The organism is Pseudomonas citri (assembly GCF_025336485.1).
Lineage (GTDB): Bacteria > Pseudomonadota > Gammaproteobacteria > Pseudomonadales > Pseudomonadaceae > Aquipseudomonas > Aquipseudomonas citri.
This window is the reverse complement of sequence record NZ_JAODAB010000002.1, coordinates 41095-66144: the sequence shown is the minus strand read 5'-3', so window position 1 is coordinate 66144 and position 25050 is coordinate 41095. Positions and strand designations below refer to the sequence as shown.

The 25050-nt window shown below is 60.6% G+C and carries 27 protein-coding genes; 26 read left to right on the top strand and 1 reads right to left on the bottom strand.

All coding sequences use genetic code 11. The features are described from left to right. Positions 1–9 precede the first annotated feature (9 nt). The 25 genes from sctN to N4Q37_RS02370 all read left to right on the top strand — a co-directional run bounded on the left by sctN (position 10) and on the right by N4Q37_RS02370 (position 21639). A complete protein-coding gene (sctN, locus tag N4Q37_RS02490) occupies positions 10–1296 on the top strand; it encodes a type III secretion system ATPase SctN (protein WP_260955038.1) in 1287 nt (428 codons plus the stop codon). Beyond that, entirely contained in the window at positions 1280–1735 is a 456-nt protein-coding gene (locus N4Q37_RS02485) for a type III secretion protein (RefSeq protein ID WP_260955037.1), read from the top strand. The genes sctN and N4Q37_RS02485 overlap by 17 nt, the downstream gene beginning before the upstream one ends. Continuing rightward, positions 1732–2601 carry a SpaN/EivJ family type III secretion system needle length determinant gene (locus tag N4Q37_RS02480; protein WP_260955036.1) on the top strand — a complete coding sequence of 290 codons (870 nt, stop codon included), beginning with the start codon at positions 1732–1734 and terminating at the stop codon, positions 2599–2601. The genes N4Q37_RS02485 and N4Q37_RS02480 overlap by 4 nt, the downstream gene beginning before the upstream one ends. Next, positions 2598–3521 carry a FliM/FliN family flagellar motor switch protein gene (locus N4Q37_RS02475; protein ID WP_260955035.1) on the top strand — a complete coding sequence of 308 codons (924 nt, stop codon included), beginning with the start codon at positions 2598–2600 and terminating at the stop codon, positions 3519–3521. Before N4Q37_RS02480 ends, N4Q37_RS02475 begins: the two co-directional genes overlap by 4 nt. Further along, positions 3514–4173: an EscR/YscR/HrcR family type III secretion system export apparatus protein gene (locus N4Q37_RS02470; RefSeq protein ID WP_260955033.1), complete on the top strand. Its 660-nt coding sequence runs from the start codon at positions 3514–3516 to the stop codon at positions 4171–4173. Before N4Q37_RS02475 ends, N4Q37_RS02470 begins: the two co-directional genes overlap by 8 nt. Before the next feature lie 9 nt (positions 4174–4182). Further along, the gene (locus tag N4Q37_RS02465) at positions 4183–4437 is read left to right on the top strand and encodes an EscS/YscS/HrcS family type III secretion system export apparatus protein (RefSeq protein WP_020795892.1); all 255 of its coding nucleotides are present in this window, start codon (positions 4183–4185) and stop codon (positions 4435–4437) included. A gap of 4 nt (positions 4438–4441) precedes the next feature. Then, the gene (sctT, locus tag N4Q37_RS02460; protein WP_260955027.1) at positions 4442–5245 is read left to right on the top strand and encodes a type III secretion system export apparatus subunit SctT; all 804 of its coding nucleotides are present in this window, start codon (positions 4442–4444) and stop codon (positions 5243–5245) included. Beyond that, positions 5220–6254, top strand: a complete 1035-nt coding sequence (locus tag N4Q37_RS02455) for an EscU/YscU/HrcU family type III secretion system export apparatus switch protein (protein WP_260955025.1) — start codon at positions 5220–5222, stop codon at positions 6252–6254. Before sctT ends, N4Q37_RS02455 begins: the two co-directional genes overlap by 26 nt. Positions 6255–6527: 273 nt before the next feature. Further along, complete coding sequence (sicA, locus tag N4Q37_RS02450) at positions 6528–7010, top strand: type III secretion system translocator chaperone SicA (RefSeq protein ID WP_260955023.1); 483 nt, start codon at positions 6528–6530, stop codon at positions 7008–7010. Positions 7011–7012: 2 nt separating this feature from the next. Next, positions 7013–8782, top strand: coding sequence for a type III secretion system translocon subunit SctE (gene sctE / locus N4Q37_RS02445; RefSeq protein ID WP_260955022.1), 1770 nt, complete (start codon positions 7013–7015; stop codon positions 8780–8782). Positions 8783–8857: 75 nt separating this feature from the next. After that, the gene (locus N4Q37_RS02440) at positions 8858–9886 is read left to right on the top strand and encodes a cell invasion protein (protein ID WP_313958308.1); all 1029 of its coding nucleotides are present in this window, start codon (positions 8858–8860) and stop codon (positions 9884–9886) included. 13 nt (positions 9887–9899) lie between these two features. Beyond that, positions 9900–10997 (top strand): IpaD/SipD/SspD family type III secretion system needle tip protein, encoded by a 1098-nt coding sequence (locus N4Q37_RS02435; RefSeq protein WP_260955020.1) that lies wholly within the window; start codon positions 9900–9902, stop codon positions 10995–10997. Positions 10998–11090: 93 nt separating this feature from the next. Further along, positions 11091–11354, top strand: a complete 264-nt coding sequence (locus tag N4Q37_RS02430) for an acyl carrier protein (protein WP_260955019.1) — start codon at positions 11091–11093, stop codon at positions 11352–11354. A gap of 67 nt (positions 11355–11421) precedes the next feature. Continuing rightward, positions 11422–12738 carry a class I SAM-dependent methyltransferase gene (locus tag N4Q37_RS02425; RefSeq protein ID WP_260955018.1) on the top strand — a complete coding sequence of 439 codons (1317 nt, stop codon included), beginning with the start codon at positions 11422–11424 and terminating at the stop codon, positions 12736–12738. Between the two features lie 280 nt (positions 12739–13018). Then, entirely contained in the window at positions 13019–14278 is a 1260-nt protein-coding gene (locus tag N4Q37_RS02420; RefSeq protein ID WP_260955017.1) for a winged helix-turn-helix domain-containing protein, read from the top strand. A 56-nt stretch (positions 14279–14334) separates the two neighbouring features. Beyond that, positions 14335–14769: a transglycosylase SLT domain-containing protein gene (locus tag N4Q37_RS02415; RefSeq protein WP_260955016.1), complete on the top strand. Its 435-nt coding sequence runs from the start codon at positions 14335–14337 to the stop codon at positions 14767–14769. Between the two features lie 141 nt (positions 14770–14910). Next, positions 14911–16086 carry a PrgH/EprH family type III secretion apparatus protein gene (locus tag N4Q37_RS02410; RefSeq protein ID WP_260955015.1) on the top strand — a complete coding sequence of 392 codons (1176 nt, stop codon included), beginning with the start codon at positions 14911–14913 and terminating at the stop codon, positions 16084–16086. Between the two features lie 7 nt (positions 16087–16093). Next, the gene (gene sctF, locus N4Q37_RS02405; RefSeq protein ID WP_260955013.1) at positions 16094–16354 is read left to right on the top strand and encodes a type III secretion system needle filament subunit SctF; all 261 of its coding nucleotides are present in this window, start codon (positions 16094–16096) and stop codon (positions 16352–16354) included. A 60-nt stretch (positions 16355–16414) separates the two neighbouring features. Beyond that, positions 16415–16723 carry a type III secretion system inner rod subunit SctI gene (gene sctI / locus N4Q37_RS02400; protein ID WP_260955012.1) on the top strand — a complete coding sequence of 103 codons (309 nt, stop codon included), beginning with the start codon at positions 16415–16417 and terminating at the stop codon, positions 16721–16723. Continuing rightward, positions 16720–17445 (top strand): EscJ/YscJ/HrcJ family type III secretion inner membrane ring protein, encoded by a 726-nt coding sequence (locus tag N4Q37_RS02395; RefSeq protein ID WP_260955011.1) that lies wholly within the window; start codon positions 16720–16722, stop codon positions 17443–17445. Before sctI ends, N4Q37_RS02395 begins: the two co-directional genes overlap by 4 nt. Next, a complete protein-coding gene (locus N4Q37_RS02390; protein WP_260955010.1) occupies positions 17432–17998 on the top strand; it encodes a secretion system protein in 567 nt (188 codons plus the stop codon). Before N4Q37_RS02395 ends, N4Q37_RS02390 begins: the two co-directional genes overlap by 14 nt. Beyond that, a complete protein-coding gene (locus N4Q37_RS02385) occupies positions 17970–18680 on the top strand; it encodes an oxygen-regulated invasion protein OrgB (RefSeq protein WP_260955009.1) in 711 nt (236 codons plus the stop codon). Before N4Q37_RS02390 ends, N4Q37_RS02385 begins: the two co-directional genes overlap by 29 nt. Then, entirely contained in the window at positions 18667–19107 is a 441-nt protein-coding gene (locus N4Q37_RS02380) for a hypothetical protein (protein WP_260955008.1), read from the top strand. Before N4Q37_RS02385 ends, N4Q37_RS02380 begins: the two co-directional genes overlap by 14 nt. 45 nt (positions 19108–19152) lie before the next feature. Further along, on the top strand, positions 19153–20520 hold the full coding sequence (locus N4Q37_RS02375; RefSeq protein ID WP_260955007.1) for a hypothetical protein: 1368 nt from the start codon (positions 19153–19155) through the stop codon (positions 20518–20520). A 99-nt stretch (positions 20521–20619) separates the two neighbouring features. Further along, positions 20620–21639: a quinone-dependent dihydroorotate dehydrogenase gene (locus tag N4Q37_RS02370; RefSeq protein ID WP_260955006.1), complete on the top strand. Its 1020-nt coding sequence runs from the start codon at positions 20620–20622 to the stop codon at positions 21637–21639. Between the two features lie 294 nt (positions 21640–21933). On the opposite strand, the gene rmf is transcribed toward N4Q37_RS02370, so the two are convergent. After that, positions 21934–22149 carry a ribosome modulation factor gene (gene rmf / locus N4Q37_RS02365; RefSeq protein WP_003223300.1) on the bottom strand — a complete coding sequence of 72 codons (216 nt, stop codon included), beginning with the start codon at positions 22147–22149 and terminating at the stop codon, positions 21934–21936. 531 nt (positions 22150–22680) lie between these two features. On the opposite strand from rmf, the gene rlmKL reads away from it, so the two are divergent. Continuing rightward, the gene (gene rlmKL, locus N4Q37_RS02360; RefSeq protein WP_260954982.1) at positions 22681–24942 is read left to right on the top strand and encodes a bifunctional 23S rRNA (guanine(2069)-N(7))-methyltransferase RlmK/23S rRNA (guanine(2445)-N(2))-methyltransferase RlmL; all 2262 of its coding nucleotides are present in this window, start codon (positions 22681–22683) and stop codon (positions 24940–24942) included. Positions 24943–25050 lie beyond the last annotated feature (108 nt).

Genomic DNA, 25050 nt, shown 5'->3' with positions numbered 1-25050 from the left:
CGTTCGTCAATGAACCTGCGCCTGGAACGACACGCCGCCCACCCCCTACGCCTGAGCGGCCCGCTGATCGAGGCGGCGCTGGGCGAGGTGGTGGTGGGGGAGGTCTGTGAAGTGCGTCGGCACTGGCGCTCGCCCGAAGTGGCGGCCCGGGCGCAGGTCATCGGCTTCAAGCCCGGCGCCGTGCTGCTCAGCCTGCTGGGCGAGGCGAAAGGCCTGTCAAGGGAGTCGATGATCGTGCCCACCGGCGCCACCTTGCAATTGACCTGCAGCGAGGCCTTGCTCGGCAGCGTGGTCGATCCCCAGGGCCGCATCGTCGAGCGCCTGGCACCGTCGACGGCCCTGGCGCAACGGGATTGCCCGGTGGACGCCGACCCGCCGTCGTACCAGCAGCGGCGCCCGGTGGCGCAGCCGTTGTCCACCGGCATTCGCGCCATCGACGGCCTGCTGACCTGTGGCGTTGGCCAGCGCCTCGGCATCTTCGCCGCGGCCGGGTCCGGCAAGACCACCTTGATCAACATGCTCATCGCACACACCGATGCCGAGGTCTTTGTGATCGGCCTGATCGGCGAGCGCGGGCGTGAGGTGACCGAGTTCATCGCGCACCTGCGCCAGTCGCCCCAGCGTTCGCGCTGCGTGGTGGTGTACGCCACCTCGGATTTTTCCTCGGTGGATCGCTGCAACTCGGCGCTGCAGGCCACCACCATCGCCGAGTACTTTCGCGACCAGGGCCGGCGCGTGGTGTTGTTGCTCGATTCGCTGACCCGCTACGCCCGCGCGCGCCGCGACCTGGCCCTGGCGGCCGGTGAAGCGCCGGCGCGGCGCGGTTTTCCGGCCTCGGTGTTCGATGCCTTGCCGCGCCTGCTGGAGCGCCCCGGCGTGACCGCTGGCGGCAGCATCACCGCGTGGTACACGGTGCTGCTGGAAAGCGATGACGAACCGGACCCGATCGCCGAGGAGATTCGCTCGATCCTCGACGGCCACGTCTACCTCAGCCGTGCGCTGGCGGCCAAGGGGCATTACCCGGCCATCGACGTCTTGCGCAGTGTCAGTCGCGTGGCGACGCAAGTCACCACCCCACAGGTTCGGCAATTGGCCGCGTCTGCCCGGGACACACTGGCCCGTCTTGAACACTTGCAGGTGTTTGTCGACATGGGCGAATACCGCCCGGGGGCGGATGCGGCCAACGACCGGGCGATGCAATGTCGCGACGCCCTTGAGCAATGGCTGCGCCAGCCCACGGATGAGCGCTGCGAACCGGATGAAACCCTACGTAGCCTGCATGAAATCCTTGTCTGATGGGCGCCGCTTGCTGGCCCTCAGTCAGTTGCGCCAACAGCGCGGCGAGCAAGCGGTGCTGCGTGTCCAGCGGCAATTGCAGCCGCTGTCGCAGGAACGTTGCGGCTTCGAGGAACAGGAGACGGCGCTGCTTGAACTGTTGGCCAGCCATCGCGCGAATGACTGCGTGCTGGATCACGGGCAACTGTTGGCGCTGCTGCGCACCCAGGCCGTCATCCGGCGACGGATCGATCTGCTGCGGGTCGAGCGTGACCGTGTCGATCAGCAATACCAAGAGGTTGAACAACAGTTGCAGGCACAGCGCGAGCGCCTGCGTTCGTTGCAGCGCAAGCACCACCAGCACCAGCGTGCGGTCGAGCAGCTGCGACGCCTACAACGGCTGGCGCAGGTGCGCCAGGAAGAACGGGAACAGGAAGAAATGACGGGGATGGGGCGATGAATGAGGTTGTCGGGCTGCCTGCTCAGCCGGTCCAGATCCAGGTCCTGGAGCCCGCTGGCGAAGGGCGGATGGATGAGTTGCCGGACATACTCGTCCCGGTGCAGGAGGAGGACCTGCCCCAAGGCGTGCTGGACCTTCTGGCTACGCTGCTTCGTTCCTCCCGACTACCGCTGCAGAGCGACCGATGGCTGGCTCGGCACGCGGTGCTCACGGTCCAGGGGCGCGAGGATGTTCAGCACCGAGATGCGCCGTCGAGTGTGACGGTCGCGAGGAATGTCGTGCGTGAGGAAAGCCGTACCCCGAGGCCTTTAACGCAGGCAGGCCCGTTGTCCGATGTATCGATGCCAGCGCCGATGCCAGTGCCGTCACGGCTGGAAATGGCCGTTGATCACGTCAACGCGCCAACGCAGCCAACGCAACCGGTGCCGATGGAGCCGATGGAACCGACGCCGGCCGAGCCGTTCGCGGTTGTCGATGAACCGGTGCGCCTGTCGCCACCGAGCCCGCCGGTTGCGCGCCCTGTACCCGGCGCCGTCCCTGCGTCTGTTCCTCCAGTGGTCATGCCGCCAGCGCCCGACGTTGCGATGCACACTCCGCCGGGCGTGGCGCGGGGGTTGCTGCAGGTGCCGTTCAACAACGGTGCGGCCAGCGGCCAAGTGACGATCCAGCGGTCGACGGAGGAGTCCGCCCGCCAGCTGACACTCAACCCCAGCAATGCCTGGGTGTTCGAGCAACTCAGGGAGCCTTTCGCCCAGGCGCGGGAGCCGGCCTGGCGATTGACCGACAGTGGCGGCGAACAACCGCACCAGGGGTCTGGGCAGGCACCGGATGACGATCAGGACGAAACATCGGAGCGTCCGGCTTGAGGGCCTTGAAACTGCGGCGGATCGATCCCCGGCTGCACGCCTGCACGCAAGCGATTGAGCGTTGGCGACGGACCGGTCGGGCGGCCGGGTTGGGCCGGGTGCCCGGCCGCTCGGGCTTCATCCAGTTTCGTGCGCAGGGCGACGGCGGCGACTGGAACGGGCTGATCCTGGCCCATGAGTGGCTGCATGGAGCGCTGTCGGGCTTGCAGTCGTGGGTAGGACCTGAGTGTCCGTTGTCGAGCATTGTCGACTTGTTCCGGGCGGTGCCTCGGCCCTTGCCACTGGCGGTGGGTGAGCTGCGCTACAGCCGGCTGGCGGACATAGAAGGCATTGACGGGGCGCAGTGCCCGACACACGACGTGCCCTGGCTCGACACACCTCGCGGGCGCGTGTGGGTCACGCGTTTGCCGCCGCCGGGCACCGTGGCCGAGCCCCTCGGGCCGCCTGCCTGGCTCAAGGCATTGCCGATGCGCCTGGTGTTGCAGTTGGGCGTCAGTGAGCTGCGTGCTGCACGTCTTCGGCGACTGCGTGAAGGCGATGTCCTGCGCATCACCGAGCGGACTCAGCGCGGTTTTCTGGCAAACCGTTGCCTGGGCGTTTTCACATTCACCGAAGAGGGTTTACACATGCAAGCGACCGCGACCGATGCCGAACCGCAAACCACCCCGCCACCTGGCACGCCCATCGATCTGGGCGCGCTTGCGGTACGCCTGGAGTTCGTCCTCGCGACCTGCGACATCGACTTGGCGCAGCTGTCGCAGTTCATCGACGGGCAATTGATCCCGCTGGCCGCCGATGCCGCGCGGCACATCGAGATTCGCGCCAATGGCCAGCCCGTGGCCGTGGGGGAACTGGTGCAATTGGAGACGCAATTGGGTGTTGAGCTGCTCAAGGTCTACCGGAACGGCGCCGATGAATGATGTCTCGCTGATCGCGCTGCTGGCGTTCGCTTCGCTGTTGCCGTTCCTGGTGGCGGCGGGCACGTGCTACCTGAAGTTTTCCATCGTCTTCGTCATCGTGCGCAACGCCTTGGGGTTGCAGCAGGTGCCTTCGAACATGGCACTGAATGCGATCGCCCTGATGCTGGCGATCTTCGTCATGACGCCGGTGATGAAGCAGGGCCATGACTATTACAAGCACGAGGCGGTGGCCTTTACCGACATCGAGTCGGTGGTGAATTTCGCCGAGAACGGCCTGGGCAGCTACAAGGATTACCTGCGCCGGTACACCGACCCTGAGCTGGCGCTGTTTTTCGAGCGCGCCCAGGCGGGGCAGGTCGATGCCGACGCCGACCTGCATACCGAGGACGACCTGGCGCCGTCATTGTTTTCGCTGCTGCCGGCCTATGCGCTGAGTGAAATCAAAAGCGCCTTCAAGATCGGCTTCTACCTGTACCTGCCGTTCGTGATCGTCGACCTTGTGATCTCCAGCATCCTGCTGGCGTTGGGCATGATGATGATGAGCCCGGTGATCATCTCGGTGCCGATCAAACTGGTGCTGTTTGTCGCCCTGGATGGCTGGGCGCTGCTGTCCACCGGGCTGGTCAAGCAATACCTGACGTTGCTGGCATAGGCGCGGACGATGAACGACCTGGTCTATGCCGGCAACAAGACCCTGTACCTGATCCTGCTGATGGTGGCCTGGCCGATTATCGTCGCCACGGTGGTCGGCCTGGTGGTGGGTTTGATCCAGACCGTGACCCAGTTGCAGGAGCAGACGCTGCCGTTCGGGTTCAAGTTGTTGGCGGTCGCCGCGTGCCTGTTCCTGCTCTCGGGCTGGTACGGCGAAACCCTGCTGGATTTCAGTCGCGAAGTCATCCGCCTGGCGTTGGGCTAGGCGGATGTCGATGACGTTGTTCTTCGAGCTGTACGCCGGGTTTGCCGCCACGCTGCTGGGCGTGGCGCGCCTGGCGCCGTTATTTTTCATGCTGCCGTTCCTCAACAGCGGTGTGCTCACCGGCGTGCCGCGCCAGGCGGTGATCGTGTTGGTGGCGCTGGGGTTCTGGACCACTGTGGGCGTACCCGTGCCCACCCTCGACAGCCTGGCATTTCTTGGCTTGATGCTGCGCGAAGCGGGCATCGGCGTGCTGCTTGGCATCTTGTTGTGCTGGCCGTTCTGGGTGCTGCACGCCATGGGCAACCTGATCGACAACCAGCGCGGCGCGATGCTCAGCAGCACGGTAGACCCGGCCAACGGCGTCGACACCTCGGAACTGGCGAACTTTCTCCAGTTGTTCGCGGCGGTGGTGTACCTCGAAGGTGGCGGCCTGCTGTTGATGCTTGAAACCGTCGCCCAGAGCTATCGCCTTTGCCCGCCGGCGAGCGCTTGTGAGATGAACCTGCCGGCCGTCCATGCCCTGCTGGACGTGCTGGTGGGCAAGACACTGGTGATCAGTGCGCCGGTGGTGGCCGCCTTGCTGGTCAGCGAAGCCTTGCTGGGTTTGCTCTCGCGCTATGCGCCGCAAATGAACGCGTTCTCGGTGTCGCTGACGGTCAAGAGCCTGGTGGCGCTGGTGGTGCTGATGCTGTACTTCGGCGTGCACCTGCCGGATGAAGTCCTGCGCATGGGCACCACGTCCGGGGCGTTGGCCGACTTTCTGGATGGCGAGGAGGGCGGGGATGTCGTCCAGCGCCTCGAAGACTGAAAAACCCACGGCCAAGCGCCTGCGCGATGCCGCGCGCAAAGGGCAGACGTTCAAGGCCAAGGACCTGGTCATCACCTGCCTGACCCTGTGCGGCATCACCTACATGGTGTTCAACAGCTCGCTGGTCGAGATCATGGAAGTCTACCGGCGCATCATCGCCAGCGATTTCGACACTGAGCTGCAAGCGTACTCGGCGATGCTGGTGCTGATCGGCCTCAAGGCGTTGCTGCCGTTGCTGCTGGTGTGCGTGCTGACCAGCGCCGTGCCGGCCTTGCTGCAAAGCGGCTTTGCCTTGGCCAGCGAAGCGTTGAAGCTCAATTTTGGCGCGTTGAACCCGATCAATGGCTTCAAGAAGCTGTTCAGCCTGCGCACCGTCAAGGACACCGTCAAGGCGCTGTTGTACCTGGGCTGTTTTGCCATGGCGCTGTGGATTGTCTGGATCACCCAGCGCCAATTGCTGTTTGCCCAACTGTTTGCCCAGGCGCCGGACCTGTTCGCGATCTGGGGGCACCTGTTGCTGGTGCTGGTGCTGGCGTTCCTGGTTTGCATCCTGCTGATCGTCGTGCTCGATGCCCTCAGCGAATACGGGTTGTTCATGAAAGACCAGATGATGGACAAGGACTCGGTCAAGCGCGAACACAAGGAGCAGGACGGTAACCCGCAGATCAAGGGCCGCCGCCGCGACCTGCACATGGAACTGCTGTCGGAACAGGTCAAGTCCGACGTGCGCAGCTCGCGCATGATCATCGCCAACCCCACCCACATTGCCATCGGCGTGTACTTCCGACCGGAAATCACCGTGCTGCCGTTCATCTCCCTGATGGAAACCAACCAGCGCGCCCTGGCCGTGCGGGCGTACGCCAAGGAAGTCGGGGTGCCGGTGGTCAACGACATCGCCCTGGCCCGGCGCATCTTCAAGACCCACCAGCGCTACAGCTTCCTCCAGGTGCAGGAAGTCGAGCAAGTGCTGCGCCTGCTGATCTGGCTGGAGCAGGTGGAGCAGGCGTGAGGCCCAGTCAAACCCTTGTGGCGAGGGGTTTCATCTGTGGGAGCAAAGCTTGCTCGCGATGCAGGCGCCTCGATTGCAGGTGGACCGCGTTGTCCTCGTCGCGGGCAAGCCTTGCTCCCACAGGGAGGTTGGGCCTGGCTACAAAAGTAATGTGGCCGACCTGGAAGGTTTTTCAGCTGGTACCGCAATGAGCGCAATTTGGCAGCGCCCTCGCCAGTGGTTTGGCTCAATGCACCCGTCAGCAACGCTGGCGTTTTTTCAGGAGTGTGGCCGATGAGTCGCGACAACAAACAAGACGAGCAGGTGGCCCTGCAAGTCGTGGATGCGGTGCTCGGTGGCGCGGCGTTGAAAGACGTGCAAGGCCTCAGCGACGAGCACATGGCCAGCCTCTATGCCTTCGCCTTCCAGTTCTACGAACAGGGGCGGCTGGACGATGCCGAGAAGTTCTTTCATTTCCTGTGCATCTACGACTTTTACAACAGCCATTACTGGATGGGACTGGCGGCCGTGCACCAGCACAAGCAAAACCACCAGAAGGCCATCGACCTGTATGCGATCGCCTTCGCCCAAGGCAAGAACGACTACCGACCGATGCTCTACACCGGCCAGTGTCACCTGGCCCTGGGCAAGGTTGGCAAGGCCAGGTTGTGTTTCGAGTATGTGCTTGAGCAAGCCACGGAAGACGATCTGCGCGAGCAAGCCAAGGTGTATCTCGACACCCTGGTCGACATGGAACTGCATTGTTCGGAGGACTGAACATGACTGACATTGGAAATATCCGCGGCGCTCTGTTCCAAGGGGGAATGAGCCGCACCGAGGCCTTTGAAAAATATGGCCCGGCGGCCAGCAAGGCCGCCAGGACCAAGGACTATCAGGAGGCCGGTCGCAAAGCCCTGGCGGACCTGATGTCGGTGCAATATGAAAGTCACGCGGGTCCGTCCACCGCCAGTACTGGCCGCCCCGTGCTGCACGTGCCCCTTGCGCGGGCCGATGGCAACAAACAGGACACCAGCGGCGACATGTTTACGCTGTTAATGGCGATGATCAGCGAGCTGATCGGTGAGGTCGACGTCAACAAGCTGAAGAACCGCCTGGCGATGCTACAGAGCATGGCCGGTGCCCGGCAGCAGGGGCTCGAAAACCTTTCGGCCGAATACGCCGCCGCCGTCCAGGCCATGGCGGACGCCGAGGGGGACGTCGGCAGCAGCCAGGAACGGCTTGAGCAATTGCAAGAGCGGGTCCTGCATTTCCAAGGGTTGTTGGCTGAAAGCGAGGCCCGGCTGGCGCAACTGGACCCGGAGTCTGCCGAATACGCCGAGGAACTGGCTCGTCGCGATCAGCTCAAGGGCGAGCTGGCGAGCCACACCCAAGCCTTTAACGCTGCGACCGATGCTCATCTGAAGCTGGTCGAGAGCGCCAATACCATTGCCAAAAACCTGAATGCAGTGGTCGCCAAAGTGGTGGTGTCTGGCACCCCTGGCCCCGTCAATAAGGAAACCGACGAAAAAGCCCTCAGCAGCAGCGCGTTGGCGTTGCTCAATCGCCTGAAGATCATCGAGCTGCTCGGCGAGGCGGCGCAGAACAAGGAAGAACTCAGCCAGGCGCTGTTCCAGGAGTTGCAGGCCAAGCTTCAGGAGCACATGAAGCGTGAGTCGGACAAATACCTGGAAGAGGTGCGCAAGGCCGAGGCGCTGCAGAAGACCATGGGCTGTATTGGCAAGATCATCGGTGCGGTCTTGAGCGCTGCCACTATCGTCGCTGGGGTGCTGACCGCCAACCCGGTGCTGATCGTGGTGGGCGTGATTGGGGCGGGGGTGATGATTGCCGATGCGGTGGTCGAGGAAAAAACCGGCGTGTCGTTCATGGCTCAAGCCATGAAGCCGCTGACCGAGGTCATGCAGAAGGCCATCAAGCTGTTCACCGAGATCTACACCCAGCTATTGCTAGACCTCGGTGTCGATCCTGAAACGGCCAAGGACATTGCGCAGATCGCTGGCATCATCCAAGGGGTTATTTCGACGCTGGCGGCCATCGCCTTGGTGGTTATTGTCGGGGTATCGGTGATCGGACCGATCATCAGTGCCATTGCGTCGAAGCTGGCGTCGGTGGCGGCTCAGGCGGCGCCGGTCGCGATGCAAGCCGCGAAGCAGGTTGCCGCATCGGTCGGCAAGACCCTGACCCAGGCGCTCACCCAGTTGCGAGGGTTTGTGACCAACGGCGCCGATGCCGTATCGCTGGCCCGCTACGCCGCCAATCTGGAGATCGCCCAAGCCGTCACCGAGCTTGGCAACGTGGCCGTGCAAGGCGGGCTGCAAATCCAGGGCAGCAGGCATCAGGCCAAGGCGGCCGAGCACTTGGCCGACGCGCAGGTCAGCAGGGCGATCATTGAAGAAATCACCCGATACCTCACTCAACTGGTCGAGGACTACGGCCAGTCCATGCAGCACAGAACCCGACAGATCGAACAGCTCTTCGCCGATCTGCAACGCAGTCATTCCGTCAGCCTGCAAATGGCTCGGCACGTTTGAACATCACGGATACAGGGAACTACGATGAACGCTATCGACACGACGAACAGGCATGTCCTCACCCTTGATACAGGGATGAGCGAGCTGGTCGCCCAGGAACAGAATTCGAAACATCTCAAGCCGTTCTCTGGCTCGTCGGTGTTCGCGGAGGCCGTCGCCAGACAGGTCCTCGATCATTCCGGTGCCACGGTGCCTTCGGCGGCAGAGCTGGAAAGGGCCATCGACGCTTATTCGCTCACCGAGGCGGATTGGCAAGACTTCATGGCCGCTTCGATGATGCTCAGCGACGAAGCGCGCAACGAACTGAAATTCGACCCCGGCGCCTGGGAAAAACACGCGAATGTCCTGGTGGCCGTGATCATTGCACTGAATGTCGCACGAGTGACCAACGCGCAACTGCGCGGTCACTTCAGCGTCATGGCCTCCGAGGCGGCCAAGGCCCAGGGCGCGGCCATTGTCGAGTCCGGCAAGGCGGCGCTGCACAGCGCGATCACCGGGGCCGTGGTGTCCGGTGCCATCGCTGGATTCGCCATGCTCAAGACCTTTCAGGGCCAAGGGTTGAAGCACGCCGACATCAACCTGCATAAACGTAACGCCCTGGACGCCGGCAACCTGGAACGCGACCTCAAGGTGGAGCGTCAGCGTGAGCATTGGGATCCGCAAACCACCTACAAAATCAACACACTCGATGATTTCGGCCGCCCGACGACAGCCCATTTCAAACCCAAGGACACGACGCTGACGGCCCAGGAACAAGCCTGGTTCGACGGCGAGATCCTCAAGGTCCAGAAGGTCGGCCAAACCAGTGACTGGCTGAGCCAAATGGGCAGCAAGGGTATCGAAAAGAAACTGGAAATCGGCCGCGCCCTCAACGCCATGTCGATGAGCCTGAGCCAGGTGGTGTCGAACATGGTGCGCATGACCGAGCACGCGGCGCGCGAGAAAGAAGTGTTGCAGCAAAGTGCGCAGAGCAGTCAGAAGAGCCTGGCCGATGAAATCGCCCAGAAAGACGCGGCCGAGGCGGCGTTGCTGCAAAAACTGATGGACATGGTGATGCAGCTTTTGCAATCGCGCAGTGACGTTATTCGCGCCGTGACGGCTTGAGGAGACAAGACCTATGGAAATCACCCAATTTGCCCGTTTACCCGTTGTGTCGCGGCCGAACCTGGAGGCCGTGACCGACACAGCGTCGCCTCCTGACCTGGAAGTTGAGGTTCAAACCGTCAGCTCCCTGGCGCAACTGCTGGACAGATCGATGAACGTTATGAACCGTAGCCTCGGCCATCTGCTCAAATGCTCGCCAGTCACCGACAAGCTACTGGGCGCCATGGCCACCGAGGCGACGGCGCAGCAGTCCGTTGTGGAGTTTGCCGAACAGCTTCATGTCAAACGTGACCGAGCGCAAATGTGGGCCATACAGGTGCGCCAGTGTTGCGCCGTGATGGCCCACAGCCTGGAAACCGGCCGACTGGACGAAAAGCAGCGCCAGAAGATCGCTGACGCACAAAGCCAAATCCTGCTGGCGCTCAAAGCACATCCGGAAGAGAACAAACCCCTCGAAATCGCGGAGGCGTTGGATGCGACGATCAATGCCTCGAACGACTTCTTCGAAAAGCTCCTTGAACTGATCGAACTGATCAAGAACGGCTACCTCGGCGTTTACGAACACATCATCGCGGCCTATTCCGACTTCTTCGCCGCTTTCAATGCTGAAATCACCGCGCAGATGAAAGATTGGATCGAGGGTGCGAACGACGGTAAAGAGGTCAAGATAAGCGTCAGCGCCCTGCGTGCCGCACTGACCAGCCTAATCGACAGATATAAACATCCCAACCCGGCATCTGTGCTCTTTCCAACCTCCGAAGAAGGAGGTGCCAGCAAGGAAGACGCCGAGGAATGGCGCGAAGCCTTGGGCCTGCCTGCAAGTTGCCTCAAACAAAATGACGACGGCACTTGGTGCGTCGTCATCGACCTCGGGCCGCTCACCATCATGAAAGACAGCCTGCCTGCGGGCGGCACGGTGACGTGGGATACCGCCAAGTACAACCAATGGCAAACCGGTTTCAACGCGCAGGAAGAGCGCCTGAAAAACATGCTGCAGTCGTTGACGCAGAAGTATTCGAATGCCAATTCATATCATGACAATTTCAATAAGACGCTGTCGGCGCATTTGAATCAGTTTGCGGATATGTTGCGGGCGATGTTGAGTTTTTAAAGCGCTAATTGAAGAAAGCCTTGCGGTTCAGGAAGAAGGAAGTTTGAAGTTTGCTACGGTCGTCAGCAAATGGATTTTTCAATGGTATAAAAAATGTCTGAGCAGTCGAAAGCTGAGGGTGAAATTCAGTCTCAAGTGGTAACGATCTTGAGAGGTTTTTGTCCTGTGTGGTGTCGAGAAATTGAATCTGAATCGCGATTGGTGGAGGACCTATATGTGGATTCCATGAGTTTGGTGGAGATTGTTTTGGCGTTGAATGAAAAGTTTGAAGTGGATTTGCCGGATGCAGATGTGGAGCTGTGCAGCACTGTTGGAGATGTTTGTCGTTTGGTCGAAAGGTGCAAGTATATGGTCTGAATAATAGATTGTGGATACCCTTGGGCAATGGATGGCTAAACAGATTTTTCTGTAAGTTGAGTTGTTGATGCTTGGGTTGGCCGAATTTTTGGGTCTGAGCGGATGCTGTTTTATAGTGTTATATGGAAAATTAAGGTTTGTTATGGTTGCGAGTGCCAGTTTGAATTCACCAACTGTTATCACTTATGATCGCAGTTTTTCGTTGGCGATGAAGCCTAGTGTTGAGCCGGGTTCATATGAGCGGCTTGATGTAAGGAGTGAGTTTTTTATAGGGGATTTTTTGCGTTTGCATGGCGCGCGAATTGAAAGGGAGAGTGATGTAAAGCAAATAGTTACATATCACTCTGACAATAATGATTGGTCAATAAAGTCGGAGCATAAAGATCAGCTGCTGGCTAGGCTTATGGCGGTCGTGAGAGGCGATGGGGAACAAATTCATAATCGAGTTTTTTTGGATGTGATTCGTGATTGGTATCATGGTTTAAATGCGTCCAGTAAAGTTGAAAATGCCTCGGTGGCTGCAGACCATTTGAGTTCGAAAGGGCAAAGTATTGCCAGGATGATAATGGAAGCTAACCACAAGCTTGGCCAAGGGGCCGAGTTCATTCGGTTGCTGGACGTCGGTGGTAATGATGGGAAGCTAACGTCGTATGTTGCTTCCCATGTTGCGGATTACCTTAACTCTCCTGTACATCCTTACGTGCTTGAGGTGGAAACCGCAGTCAGCTGGGATCATAACAGTCATGAGGTTGTTGCCGCTCCTAATGATAGAAATCCGTCCGTCAAGACTATTTACTACAACGGCAGTAACATGGCGTCCGGCAGAGTGTCTGGCGAAAGTGGCAGTAATCCGCTGTTGGATGGGATTGGCTTTGATTGTGTTATGTATCAACATTCTCTGCACCACTTTCCAAGTCCGGAAGTGCAGCAGCAAAGTCTTATACAGACGGCCAGTCTTTTAAATGAAGGTGGTGTATTAACCGTTTCTGAACATAGCAGCGCGCTAGGTAGTGCGGAGCTTGATTTAATGCATATGGTGACTGAAATATATTCGGATCTTCATCGTGATCCTGACATGTCAGGTGATGAGCTTGAGGCGCGGTACAACGCGTATGTTGAAAAGGAAACGCCGGCTAACTATTTCTCCAGAACAAATTTATTGGACATGGCTCAAAAAGCAGGGTTAACCCCCGTTAGCTCTACAGCTATCAGTTCGAAAGCCGAAAGAACCTACTCTATTACCTTCGTAAAATCGGAGGTCGGGGGTCTTGATCGTGATCGATCATTGGATGCGCTGATAGATTCGGGCGCACTAAAGGCTGGGGTTCAAAAATATGTCACTGTACCTATAAGTGGCTTGAGGTCTTTGGATGGGGAACTATAGTTTTTGGTTTATGGGTGGATGGAGAAAGTTTTAATCGATATAAAAAATGGTTGTAGAAAATTTTGATGGTTGAATAAATGCCTTGCAGCTTGGTTGTAAGGCATTTTTTAATGGTTTGTTTTCCTACAATATCTGTCGTGTTTTCTTTGGGTGGTGGGCGCATCTACCTACGGAATCCCCCCACACATCTTCCTATAGTCACGCACCTCGCCATCCCGAGCCTGCCCACCCGGCAGGCTCAATTGCGCTTCAGTAACTTTCTATAGAGAAGTCTCAGAGTATGGACAGTGCAACTGATCATCCGCTGGTGAAGTCATTCGTTTTTGACCACTGGCTATTGCAAAGCGATGGAACGCTGATGCGAGATGGACAAGGAGTTCATGTCCCCCCCAAAGAGCTGCACGTGTTGCGCCTGTTGTTGCAGTCGGCGGGTACGGTGGTCAGCAAGGATTACCTGCTGGACCAGGTCTGGCCCCGGATGGACGCTGCGGAGGAGTCATTGACCCGCTGTATTTACGCCTTGCGCAAGTTGTTCAAGGACAACAAGGGCTACATTGCGACGGTGTACGGCCAGGGTTATCGCTTCACCGGCGTCGTGGTCGAACTCGACGTGCCAGGCCAGGCGCGGGCGGCGGCGCCTTCGTTGGCGGTGTTGCCTTTTCGTCACCTGGACGAGGTTGCCGCGCTGGATCTGCAGGACCTGATCATCCGCCAATTGACCACGGCGTTCGGCGAGGCGTTGCATGTCATTCCCTCGGGGCTGATCGCGGCCAGTGGTGCAGTGGATGACGTGCGTTCGTTGGCCGGGCGGTTGGCGGCGGATTATTGCCTGAGCGGGCGTTTCATCGGTTCGGGCGAGCAGCGGCAGTGGTCGGTGGAGTTGATCCGTGGTCGCGACCAGGCCCTGGTGCATGGGCAAACGTTGGATGCCTGTGACCCCGGGGAGGCGCTGGGCGCGTTGACGTGTCTGGTGGCGCAGCGTGTTCCGGGGCTGCGGCCGGTGGGTGAACGCTGTGGGTCTTATGCGGTGGCGGTGGCGTATCTCAATGGGCTGTGCAGTGTGCAGCAGCACACGGTGCAAAGCCTGCGCGACGCCCTTGTGCTGTTCCGCCAGTGTTTGAAACTCGACGCCGGGTACGCGCCGCCCTGGTGGGGGTTGGCCGATGTCTGGCTGGGGCAGGCGATGATGGGCCTGGGGGAGCCGGAGCGGGCAATCGAAGAAGCTTATTCGGCGGTTTCCAGCGCGTTGGCGCTGGACCCCGGTAGTGTCCCGGCGTTGACCCGGCTGGCGTTGCTCACCAGTTTGCGCGGCTGCGAGCAAGCTGCCCAGGTGTTGTTCCGGCGTTGCCTGCTGTCGGGCGACCCGGCCGACGTGTTGTATTTCCATGCCTGGCATCACTGGTTCTGGCGACGCAACGAACAGGCCGCGCAGTTGATCGACCAGTGCCTGGCGCACGATCCGGGGTGTGTTCGCGCGCAGATCCTGCGAATGCGCATCCATGAACAGCTGGCGTGGATCGGTGAGAGGCGCCTGGCATGAAGCGAGGCGCAAGAAAGTGGTCGTGCGTGCCGGTGTGTCTCGGTTTGGGACTTGGCATGGCCCAGGCGCACGCCTGGTGCTGGAGCAAGGCGGGGCAATTGCATGCCATCGAACCCGAACTGCTGCGCGCCATCGCCGATGTCGAGTCCGGACTGCGGCCCGATGCAATCAACCACAACCGCAACGGCACCCGCGACATCGGGCTGATGCAGATCAACAGCATCCATCTGCCCGACCTGAGTGCCCGCGGCATTACCGAACAGCGCCTGCTGGATGAACCGTGCCTGTCGGTGGAAGTCGGCGCATCAGTGCTGGCCGGGTTCATCGCCCGCTACGGTTACAACTGGACGGCGGTCGGCGCTTACAACGCGGGCAACTCACCTCATCGCCAGGCGGCACGACTGCGTTATGCGCGCAAGGTCTGGCAGCGCTATCAAGTGCTCATCCAGGGCCAGCGGGGGCGACCTGTAGCCGAGGCGGCGGATGGATGATCCCGTCGAGCCCCTCTGTGGCGAGGGGCTTGCTGGGGGATTCTGATCTCTTGCGCGGCGCAGCCAACAGATTTCGATCAGGAAGCCAGTTTGCCGGGTGCCTACCATGACGGTTCATTTGATTGCCCTGGAGTTCGGACGGTGACAGTCCCGACGGCCCCTACGCTACAGCCTTGTGTTCTGCGGATACTCAATGGTCCGTTGCAGGGCTGTGAATTCCTGCTGAGTGAAGGCACCACCCTGTTCGTGGTGGGGGCTATGGATCTGCTTGGCGGCGATGCAGGTTCTGCCAGCATTCCGGCGCAGACCCTCTTCGTTCCGCTGGAGGCCGGTGGCTGCAATTTCGAGGTACTCGCCGACCAAGCCACCGCAGACGGTTTGCCGCTGCGGCTGCTCGGCGAATCGGTGGAGATACGCCACTGTGCCTTTCAGGCCAGGGTGCAGATCGGCAGCCTGCAAATTGCCTTGCGTCCTGAATATCAACCCTGGGCCCCCGATTGCCTTGGCCAAGGATCCGACACCCCATCCGAAGCCGCCACGTTCGTGAGTGGGCGTGCACCTTGGATGCGATGGGGCGCAGCTGCCCTGGCACTGGTTGTGCTGGCTGCCATGCTGGGGCTTTGGTCGATGCCGCAGCCCAAGCCTGAAACCGATATTCGTGCGCTGATTACCGGTGCCAGTGCCCAGGTTCAGGTGCTGGCGGGGCGCGATCATGCGGTCTATGTCTTTGTGGATTCCGAGCGCGATGCCGGCTGGAGCCGCCAGGTGCTGACACGCCACAACGCCCTGAGCGGCAAGGTGCTGATGAGGGACCAGGAGCGCCGTCGGCTGGAGCAGGTGCTGGTCGACCAGGATCCGCAACTGGCCTGGCATTTCCTGGACATGAGGGACCCGTCGACGCCACGCCTGCTACTGAGCGGGCAACGCAATGTGGTCACGCCCGACAAGCAGGCACGGCTGCTCGATACGCTGCTCGCGGCGGCGCCTTACGCTGACGACGTTGTGGTGCAGATACAGGATGACAAGTTGCTCGCGGACCTGGCGCAGGGCGGTTTGCAACGCCTGGCATTGCCCTTCAGCCGGATCGAGCACGAGGACAGTGTCACGTTCGCCGTCGAGGGCAACTTGCAGGATGCCGAGTTGGCTGCGACGAGCCAGTACGTCGACGATTTTTACCGGCGGTGGGGTGATCGCTATGTGCACTTCACCGTCGCGCTCAAGGACGACGCGCTCAAGGGCAAGTCGTTTCAAACCGGCCCGCAGGGCTACGTCAAGACGAGTGCTTCGTCCTGGTTTTTTTCCAAACAGACACAGTAGGTGAGCAATGGCTGGTATCGGTTTACCCATCACATTTCCCGATGACTTTCTTGGCGAGCAAGCCGCCGCGTTTGAGCTAGGCGCAGCGAAGCTCAAGGACGCCCTGGATAAGGCGCTTGATGATCTGAAAAAAGACGCCTCTGACCCGGGGCTGTTGGCGGCCTATCAAACGGCGTTTTCGTCGTACACGGTTTTCCGCAACGCCCAGACCAACACGATCAAGGGCTTCAAGGATATCGACATGGCGATCATCCAGGCGGCTCGCTGACGCTGGTTTTCTTCGACTGGCCATCGTTCGTGGCGGTGGCCGTTTTCCTGAGTGCATCGTATGTCCATCAATATTGTTTCCCCTTCGCTTATTCACGGCCCAGCCTTCAGTGAGCTGCGCGGGCCGCAGGAAGGCCCGGTGGTTTCACTTGAGTCGCGCTTGATCGAGGCATTTGCCGGTTCGGCGGTAGACAGCGCACAAGAGGTCTCGACCATCAATCAGCTGTTGCAGCGTCCAGATATCAGCAACCCTGAAGTATTGGCCCAATTGCAGGAGCTGACGGGGCAATACAACGTGGACATCAACTTGCTCAACGTGCTGGTGCGCAAAGCGGTGGGCACGGCAGAAACCCTGTTGCGCGCGTCATGAAACCGGGCGTGGCGCTACTGTTGTTGTGCCTGGCGTTGTCGGGTTGCCGCCAGCCGACCCTGCTGGAGGGGCTGGATCAGCAGCAGGCCAATGAAGTGCTTTCCGTCTTGCAACGCAACAACATCGCGGCGGTGAAAGTCGACGCCGGTAAAGCCGGCTATGCGGTGAGGATCGATCAGCCGGATTTTTCCGCCGCCGTCGATTTGCTCAACCTTTATTCATTACCGTCCCGCCCACGCCTGCAAGTGGCCGAGATGTTCCCCGCCGATTCCCTGGTAGCCTCGCCCCGGGCGGAAAAGGCTCGCTTGTATTCGGCGCTGGAGCAACGCATCGAACAGTCGCTGGCGGTGCTCGAAGGCGTGGTGTCGGCCCGGGTGCATGTCAGTTATGACGTGGATGCCGGCGAGGGCGGGCGCAAGTCGCCTCCTATCCACCTCTCGGCGATGGTGTTGCATGAACGCGATGTCGAACCGCAATTGCTGATTACCGATATCAAGCGCTTTCTCAAGAACAGTTTCGCGGCGGTGGAGTACGAGAACGTCTCGGTGGTGCTGTCCAGGCGCTCGCCGACCCAGCACGTCGGGCCGTCGCGGCTCGGCACCACCCGAGGCTATTCGCCCTGGCCGTGGCTGGTGGGGGTGATGGGCGGATTGCTGGTGGCCGGTGGTGGTGCCTGGCTTTATCTCTTTGCGGGCGTGAGGCGGCGTGATGTCGGACGTTGAATGCCTGCGGCGCATCCTCGCCGAACCATTGGCTTACCTGCACCCGCAGCGCCTGGTGATCCCGCCGGAGTTCGAGGGCACCGAGGCACGCAGCCTGCTCAACCGCATGGTGCGCGAAGGGCTGGCGCTGCCAGGGGCGTTGCCTTCGACAGCGCTGGGCGGCGTGGCGAAACAATGGATTCGCCATTGGCGGCAACTGCCCTCTATCGCCTTGTTGATGGGCGCTTATCGGCTATTGCCTGCGCTTGCACGGGGCGCGGCATTGCGGCGCCTGCCGGCGTCGGCGCGTCGGTTCGCCGGCTATCGCCTGGGGACTCGCGGCGGCCTGCCGGTCGAGGGCTTGCCGGTATCGATGGCGCAGGTCGAGGCGGCCGGTCTCAATGCACTGTGGGGGTGGCACAAGCAGGTTCCACCGTGGCTGCTGGACTGCCTGGCTTTGCAATTTTCCGAACCGGTCGTGGGCTTGCACCGGCAATGGCCGGTCCCTGAACCTGACCCGACGCTTTTCTTCCTGGCGGTGCAGCATGCTCGACTCGATCCGATCCCTGGCTGACCTGCCCGTTGGTGCAGACGTGCACCTGGTGCGCGAGGACATCGCAGCCGCACGCCGCCGTCGACGTCTGCAACTCGAGGCCCAGCGCCGGGCCCGCGAGTGTGTCGAGCAGGCACACCGCGATGCTGAGGCAATTCAGGGGCACGCGTTTCAACAAGGCTACGCCACAGGTTTCCTGCGGGTGACCGGAGAGCTGGTGGACAGCTTGCGGACCTCGCAAACCCTGGGATTGCAATTGCGCAACGACCTTGCCCGGGCTGCCCGTGATTTGCTCGGGCAAGCCTTGAGCAACCCGCAATGGCTGGACGAAATGCTGGAGCGCTGGCTGGCCGGGCAATCCGGGAGTGCGGGTGCGGTGCTGCAGGTGTTATTGCCGCTGCATTGCCGGGCATGCGGCCATGAATGGCGCGAGCGCTTGCGCACGCGATGGCCTGGCGAGCTGATCCTGGAATATCACCCACAAGAGCGCTATGTGCTGCGCCTGGCGGACCAACTGTTGGAGTTCGATGTTGAAGCGACTCGGGAACGGTTGGAACCGCGATTGTTGGCGAGCATCGCCCAGTTGCCGGCGTCGGTCCGGGTCTTGGACGAGGCGTCTCTCCAGGCACTGACGGATTTGTACGCAAGCTTTGTCGCCGAGGCCACGGCAACCGTGGCGCAGGAGGTGCATGTTGAAGATTGAACCCAAGAACACTTACAGCCCACCGGATCGCGACGCGCATACCCCGGTCCAGAGCCTGGAATCGCGGATGTTGGCTGCTCAGGTACCGACCCCGGACAGCAAGCGTCCGGACCCTGCATTCGAGCACCTGTATCAGTTACTGCTGGCCATGGAGGGGCAGGGCGAGAAGGCGATCCATGAGTTTCTGCGCACCCTGCGGGGCGCGGACGGAGAAACCGCAGCCTACCCCACCGCCCAGGCGTTGATGGCGATCACCCTACAGGTGTTGGTCCGATTGAAGGACGAGGGGTTGGAGAAGTCGCCGCTCTACAGGGAGGTCAGCGGTGCCAATGGGCTGGCGTTCGCGATGGACCTGTTCACTAAAGAATTTATGCGAGATGTATTCCAGCCAATGGGGGATGAGGCTTGGGAGAAGAGTGAGTGGTGAGAATCGCTCCAAGCAGTTAACTGCAAACAACAAGGAGACATAACTATGAAAATCGAGGGAGGGAGTAACAACTTTGCTGTTTCGCAGCAGGATGAGGTATCCCCACACACGTCGGCCAGGCAGTCACTTGGGGTTGATTCTAAGACGTTGAGTGTTGTGGAGTTTAAGGTTGATGGGTTAGGAACACCCAGGCAAGTCACGGCGGGTTTGGAGCATCTAAACCGTCCGATGGAGCAACTTTTGCTGGGGCTGTCGAACAGTCTGGGTGAGAAGGATCGCAATACCAAATACGAAATTGATCGTTACATCGAAATGGGTGAAATATCCCCCAGCCCTGAACGGCACGAGATTTTTGACGTCATCGATCAGCGCGCCGAAGGAACCGAAAGCGTTGAAGGCCGGTTGAAGGCTGTGCTCGAGGCTGGCATGCAATTGCTCGATCCCGCCAAGGGACCAGGGTTGAATGCGCTGAATGTTGCTGCGCACACGGGATTGGTCATCGCTCTGGCCACCGTTTTGCGCCAGTACGTTGGCTTTCTCGTCGAGCACGCTTTGCGCGAAGATGATGCACCTGAGGCCTCTCGGGCATGGGCGGCCGTTTCGCTGGCGATGGTGGGGCCAGCGTTGACGCTGATGGGGGCCTTGCGCAGGGAGTTCGCAGGGGAGGCGAGCTGGAAGTCCCGGGTGGGGTGTTTGTGCATGGCAAGTGCGGTGATGGGATCAATGATCGGGGCTGTTGTCACGGGCGCAGCCTCAAAGCTTTTCCCGTCAATGGTAGGTGGAGTCGTTTATATCGGGGCCAGGGCCGTGGCTCAATCCTTCTTCCCTTTGAAGGACAATGCCGGTCCGGCGAACGCAGCGGCAACCGGGGTGACAGCGGCGGCTTACGGTGCCGTCCAATTTGCGCTGGCGGAGTTGGGTAAAACCCTGCCCTTGAGTGGTGCTGCCAGGGCCGAGGGGGAACTTGGTCACGATTTCGGGGTGGATGCTCTTCATGCCGGGCTGAATGCACTCGGAATGGTGGTCGATGTGGCGATCCTGGTCCTCTGCAAAAGTTGGCATGTGCTGTCACCCCAGCCAGGACTGGATTCGGTTTTCTCCGATCCGGAGACCTTGCGACAAATGGCCTTGGAGGTGCGCGTGGCGGCCCAGCTACCCACCAGGACTCAATTGGCCGATGCATTTGTGAATGTTGCGGGGCTACGCCTCTCGTTTGGTCACGCTGTCAGCCTCACCGTAGGCGTGGCAGCGTCTTTGTTGAGTGAGTCCGAGATCGGTGATGACACCCAAGGTCATCTTCTCAATGGCTGTTTCGCCGTGATGATGATGCTTCTTTACTTTCCACTCATCTTTGCCAACCTCAAGCGCACCGACAACACCTATGCGCTGCCTCAGGAAACAACCACGCCTTGATTCACCCCGAGGGGGCGGGCGACCATCGGTTGCTCGCTCCCATCCCTTCACCCCGGCTATAATCGCCGCCTCATTTATTCGATCGAGTCAAACCCGCCCATGTACACCCTGGCCCGTGAGCTGCTGTTCAAACTTTCCCCGGAAACCTCCCACGACCTGTCCCTGGACTTGATCGGCGCGGGCGGGCGCCTGGGGCTTAACGGCTTGCTGTGCAAGGCCCCGGCGAAGTTGCCGGTGACGGTGATGGGGCTGCAATTCCCTAACCCGGTCGGGTTGGCGGCGGGCCTGGACAAGAACGGTGCGGCCATCGACGGTTTCGCCCAGTTGGGCTTCGGTTTCGTCGAAATCGGCACCGTCACGCCACGGCCGCAGCCAGGCAACCCCAAGCCACGGTTGTTTCGCCTGCCGCAGGCCGAGGCGATCATCAACCGCATGGGCTTCAACAACCTGGGCGTGGATAACCTTCTGGCCCGCGTAGCCGCGGCCAAGTACAAGGGCGTGATGGGCATCAACATCGGCAAGAATTTCGACACCCCGGTGGAGCGCGCCGTCGACGATTACCTGATCTGCCTGGACAAGGTCTATGCCCACGCCAGCTACGTGACCGTCAACGTCAGCTCGCCGAACACCCCGGGGCTGCGCAGCCTGCAATTCGGTGATTCCCTCAAGCAACTGCTGGCCGACCTGGCTCGCCGTCGGGCCGAACTGGCGGCGATCCACGGCAAGCACGTGCCACTGGCGATCAAGATCGCCCCGGACATGACCGACGAAGAAACCGCCCAGGTGGCCCAGGCGCTGGTTGAAACCGGCATGGACGCGGTGATCGCCACCAACACGACGCTGGGGCGCGAAGGCGTCGAAGGGCTGGAGCACGGTGACGAGGCGGGCGGCTTGTCCGGCGCCCCGGTGCGGGACAAGAGCACCCACACCGTGAAAGTCCTGGCGGGCGAACTGGCAGGCCGCTTGCCGATCATCGCGGCGGGGGGGATTACCGAAGGGCGGCACGCCGCCGAGAAGATCGTCGCCGGGGCGAGCCTGGTGCAGATCTATTCGGGCTTTATCTACAAGGGCCCGGCGTTGATTCGCGAGTCGGTGGATGCGATCGCGGCGTTGGGTTGATTCTTAACGCGGGCCAGGCCATTGCGGGTTGCCTGTGGGAGCCAAGCTTGCTCGCGATGCAGGCGTCCAGATAGATCGCATTGCCTTCATCGCGGGCAATCCTTGCTCCCACAGGGCGATGGAGCTCACCACAATCACAATAGTGTTGGCAGCTCAGGCATTCACAGCGTTCTTCCATTAAAAAGGGCTCCTCGAAGGAGCCCCCTGGGCCGAAGCCCGCCGTCCGGATGGGACGCGCGTGATTAAATCGATGTGTGGATCAAATTGTCGAGTTCTCGAGTATTAAGCCCTGTGTCAGCCGACGGCGTGAAGTTCGTTGAGTCTATGGATACCCGCAGTGCCGGTCATACCGTCCCAGTTGTCGCCGCGTCCTTCTCGCCAGCCATTGATCCAGGCTTGACGTACTGACGGTAGAGTAAAGGGGCAAAGCTCACGGGATTTACCACCAACGCCATATTGGTAACCGCGTAAAAATGCTCTTTCCAACGGATCACGCTTAAGTCTTCTCATAGGGTGTTGCCCTCACTTGTTGACTGTTGCTTCGCGTCGACCTCTATCGAGGTCGGGGCAGAATCATTCTGCCGTTGGTGGCTCGTTGCCGGCGTGACGAGCCAAGGTGTTGGCGCCGTTGTGGCGTCAACCTGTGTTGAGTTCTAACCAAAGCGTCACATGGATGGAATGATCGTTTTGTCATAAGGACGTAACAAGAAAGATGTTAGGGCGATAAGTAACTTGATGTTCGTCGACCGCTAACGAGCAAGAGCCCTGTATGATCTGCCCTGCGCCGCCGGGCGCGGTCCTTTTCTGAATGCGAATGTCCTCCCGTTGCACTCGGGTACTATTCGACGAAAGGGATGAGTTTTCACAATTTGTTGCACAGAATTTTTTATCTGCCCCCGCATCTAAGCTCTTTTAACCTGAGCGGCGAGGGCGGGACGGCACACTTTCGTGCCACGCGGGTGCTCTTGAGAAAAGCACCTGATTGAACCCGGCCGGGCAATGCGTTGCCCGGTCCACTTAGCCAAAGGCTCAGGAAATCCCATGTCCGATCGTTTCGAACTCTTCCTCACCTGCCCCAAGGGCCTCGAAGGCCTGCTTCTCGAGGAAGCCATCGGGCTTGGCCTTGAGGAGGCGCGTGAACACACTTCTGCCGTGCGTGGCATGGCCGATATGGAAACCGCCTATCGCCTGTGCCTGTGGTCACGCCTGGCCAACCGGGTGTTGCTGGTGCTCAAGCGCTTTGCGATGAAGAATGCCGACGACCTGTACAACGGCGTACTGGACGTCGACTGGCAGGATCACATGCTCGCCGATGGCACCCTGGCGGTGGAGTTCAGCGGCCATGGCTCGGGCATCGACAACACTCACTTCGGCGCCTTGAAGGTCAAGGACGCCATCGTCGACAAGCTGCGTACGCCGTCGGGCGAGCGGCCCTCCATCGACAAACTCAACCCGGACCTGCGCATTCACCTGCGCCTGGACCGTGGCGAGGCGATCCTCTCCCTGGACCTTTCCGGCCACAGCCTGCACCAGCGCGGCTATCGCTTGCAGCAAGGCGCCGCGCCACTGAAGGAAAACCTTGCCGCAGCGATCCTGATCCGCGCCGGTTGGCCACGCATCGCCGCCGAAGGCGGGGCGCTGGCCGACCCGATGTGTGGCGTCGGCACGTTCCTGGTGGAAGCCGGGATGATCGCCACCGACATGGCGCCGAACCTGCGCCGCCAGCAATGGGGCTTCACCGCCTGGCTCGGCCATGTGCCGGCGTTGTGGAAAAAACTCCACGAAGAGGCCACGGCCCGCGCCGCCGCCGGCCTGGCCAAGCCACCGTTGTGGATCCGTGGCTATGAAGCCGACCCGCGGCTGATCCAGCCGGGCCGCAACAACGTCGAGCGTGCGGGTTTGAGCGAGTGGATCAAGATCTACCAGGGTGAAGTCGCCACTTTCGAGCCACGTCCGGACCAGAATCAGAAGGGGTTGGTGATCTGCAACCCGCCGTACGGCGAGCGCCTGGGCGACGAAGCCAGCCTGCTTTATCTCTACCAGAACCTCGGCGAGCGCCTGCGCCAGGCCTGCCTGAACTGGGAGGCGGCGGTGTTCACTGGCGCGCCGGACCTGGGCAAGCGCATGGGTATCCGCAGCCACAAGCAGTATTCGTTCTGGAACGGTGCCTTGCCGTGCAAGCTGTTGCTGATCAAGGTGCTGCCGGATCAGTTCGTCACCGGCGAGCGTCGCACACCGGAACAGCGCCAGGCCGAGCGTGAACAGGCCGCGTACGATCAGGCCCCGGCCCCGCAAGAGCGTCAATACAACAAGAACGGCAACCCGATCAAACCGGCCCCGGCCCCTGTGGTCGAGCAGGCACGACTGAGCGAGGGCGGGCAGATGTTCGCCAATCGCCTGCAAAAAAACCTCAAGCAGTTGAGCAAATGGGCCAAGCGTGAAGGGGTGGAGTGCTACCGCGTCTACGATGCCGACATGCCGGAATATGCCATGGCCATCGACCTGTACCACGATTGGGTGCATGTGCAGGAATACGCCGCGCCCAAGTCCATCGACCCGGAAAAGGCCTCGGCCCGGTTGTTCGACGCCTTGGCTGCCATTCCCCAGGCGCTGAATGTCGACAAGAGCCGGGTGGTGATCAAGCGCCGCGAACGCCAGGGCGGCACCAAGCAGTACGAGCGCCAGAGCGCCCAGGGCAAGTTCACCGAGGTCCACGAAGGCGGCGTGAAGCTGCTGGTCAACCTCACGGACTACCTGGACACCGGGCTGTTTCTCGACCACCGGCCGATGCGCCTGCGGATTCAGAAAGAGGCCGCGGGCAAGCGTTTCCTCAACCTGTTCTGCTACACCGCGACCGCCAGCGTCCACGCGGCCAAGGGTGGTGCTCGGAGCACCACCAGCGTCGACCTGTCGAAAACCTACCTGGATTGGGCACGTCGCAACCTGTCGCTCAATGGTTTTTCCGACAAGAACCGCCTGGAGCAGGGCGATGTGATGGCTTGGCTTGAAAGCAGTCGTGACGAGTACGACCTGATCTTCATCGACCCGCCGACGTTCTCCAATTCCAAGCGCATGGAAGGCATCTTTGACGTGCAGCGTGACCATGTCCAATTGCTGGACCTGGCCATGGCGCGCCTGGCGCCGGGCGGCGTGCTGTATTTCTCCAACAATTTCCGCAAGTTCCAGCTCGACGACAACCTCGCCGAGCGCTACGCCGTGGAGGAAATCAGCGCCAAGACCCTCGATCCGGATTTCGCCCGCAACAGCAAGATCCACCGTGCCTGGAAGATCATGGCGCGTTGATCGCCCTGATTGGATCCACGAAAGCCTTGTAGCTCAAGGCTTTCAGGCAATTTTGGGACTGGCTAAAGTGATGGCTAATAGCTATAACTAGCCTGTGGCCAGGGTTGG

Bases quoted from the DNA above. Each gene is read 5' to 3' on its own strand.
- N4Q37_RS02485 (WP_260955037.1), top strand. From the start codon at position 1,280: ATGAAATCCTTGTCTGATGGGCGCCGCTTGCTGGCCCTCAGTCAGTTG.
- N4Q37_RS02435 (WP_260955020.1), top strand. From the start codon at position 9,900: ATGGAAATCACCCAATTTGCCCGTTTACCCGTTGTGTCGCGGCCGAAC.
- N4Q37_RS02385 (WP_260955009.1), top strand. From the start codon at position 17,970: ATGCTCGACTCGATCCGATCCCTGGCTGACCTGCCCGTTGGTGCAGAC.
- N4Q37_RS02370 (WP_260955006.1), top strand. From the start codon at position 20,620: ATGTACACCCTGGCCCGTGAGCTGCTGTTCAAACTTTCCCCGGAAACC.
- N4Q37_RS02430 (WP_260955019.1), top strand. From the start codon at position 11,091: ATGTCTGAGCAGTCGAAAGCTGAGGGTGAAATTCAGTCTCAAGTGGTA.
- N4Q37_RS02380 (WP_260955008.1), top strand. From the start codon at position 18,667: ATGTTGAAGATTGAACCCAAGAACACTTACAGCCCACCGGATCGCGAC.
- N4Q37_RS02470 (WP_260955033.1), top strand. From the start codon at position 3,514: ATGAATGATGTCTCGCTGATCGCGCTGCTGGCGTTCGCTTCGCTGTTG.
- rmf (WP_003223300.1), bottom strand. From the start codon at position 22,149: ATGAGAAGACTTAAGCGTGATCCGTTGGAAAGAGCATTTTTACGCGGT.
- N4Q37_RS02465 (WP_020795892.1), top strand. From the start codon at position 4,183: ATGAACGACCTGGTCTATGCCGGCAACAAGACCCTGTACCTGATCCTG.
- N4Q37_RS02420 (WP_260955017.1), top strand. From the start codon at position 13,019: ATGGACAGTGCAACTGATCATCCGCTGGTGAAGTCATTCGTTTTTGAC.
- N4Q37_RS02480 (WP_260955036.1), top strand. From the start codon at position 1,732: ATGAATGAGGTTGTCGGGCTGCCTGCTCAGCCGGTCCAGATCCAGGTC.
- sctE (WP_260955022.1), top strand. From the start codon at position 7,013: ATGACTGACATTGGAAATATCCGCGGCGCTCTGTTCCAAGGGGGAATG.
- N4Q37_RS02375 (WP_260955007.1), top strand. From the start codon at position 19,153: ATGAAAATCGAGGGAGGGAGTAACAACTTTGCTGTTTCGCAGCAGGAT.
- N4Q37_RS02415 (WP_260955016.1), top strand. From the start codon at position 14,335: ATGGCCCAGGCGCACGCCTGGTGCTGGAGCAAGGCGGGGCAATTGCAT.
- N4Q37_RS02390 (WP_260955010.1), top strand. From the start codon at position 17,432: ATGTCGGACGTTGAATGCCTGCGGCGCATCCTCGCCGAACCATTGGCT.
- sctT (WP_260955027.1), top strand. From the start codon at position 4,442: ATGTCGATGACGTTGTTCTTCGAGCTGTACGCCGGGTTTGCCGCCACG.
- sicA (WP_260955023.1), top strand. From the start codon at position 6,528: ATGAGTCGCGACAACAAACAAGACGAGCAGGTGGCCCTGCAAGTCGTG.
- sctI (WP_260955012.1), top strand. From the start codon at position 16,415: ATGTCCATCAATATTGTTTCCCCTTCGCTTATTCACGGCCCAGCCTTC.
- N4Q37_RS02440 (WP_313958308.1), top strand. From the start codon at position 8,858: ATGAGCGAGCTGGTCGCCCAGGAACAGAATTCGAAACATCTCAAGCCG.
- N4Q37_RS02455 (WP_260955025.1), top strand. From the start codon at position 5,220: ATGTCGTCCAGCGCCTCGAAGACTGAAAAACCCACGGCCAAGCGCCTG.
- sctF (WP_260955013.1), top strand. From the start codon at position 16,094: ATGGCTGGTATCGGTTTACCCATCACATTTCCCGATGACTTTCTTGGC.
- N4Q37_RS02425 (WP_260955018.1), top strand. From the start codon at position 11,422: ATGCTTGGGTTGGCCGAATTTTTGGGTCTGAGCGGATGCTGTTTTATA.
- rlmKL (WP_260954982.1), top strand. From the start codon at position 22,681: ATGTCCGATCGTTTCGAACTCTTCCTCACCTGCCCCAAGGGCCTCGAA.
- N4Q37_RS02395 (WP_260955011.1), top strand. From the start codon at position 16,720: ATGAAACCGGGCGTGGCGCTACTGTTGTTGTGCCTGGCGTTGTCGGGT.
- sctN (WP_260955038.1), top strand. From the start codon at position 10: ATGAACCTGCGCCTGGAACGACACGCCGCCCACCCCCTACGCCTGAGC.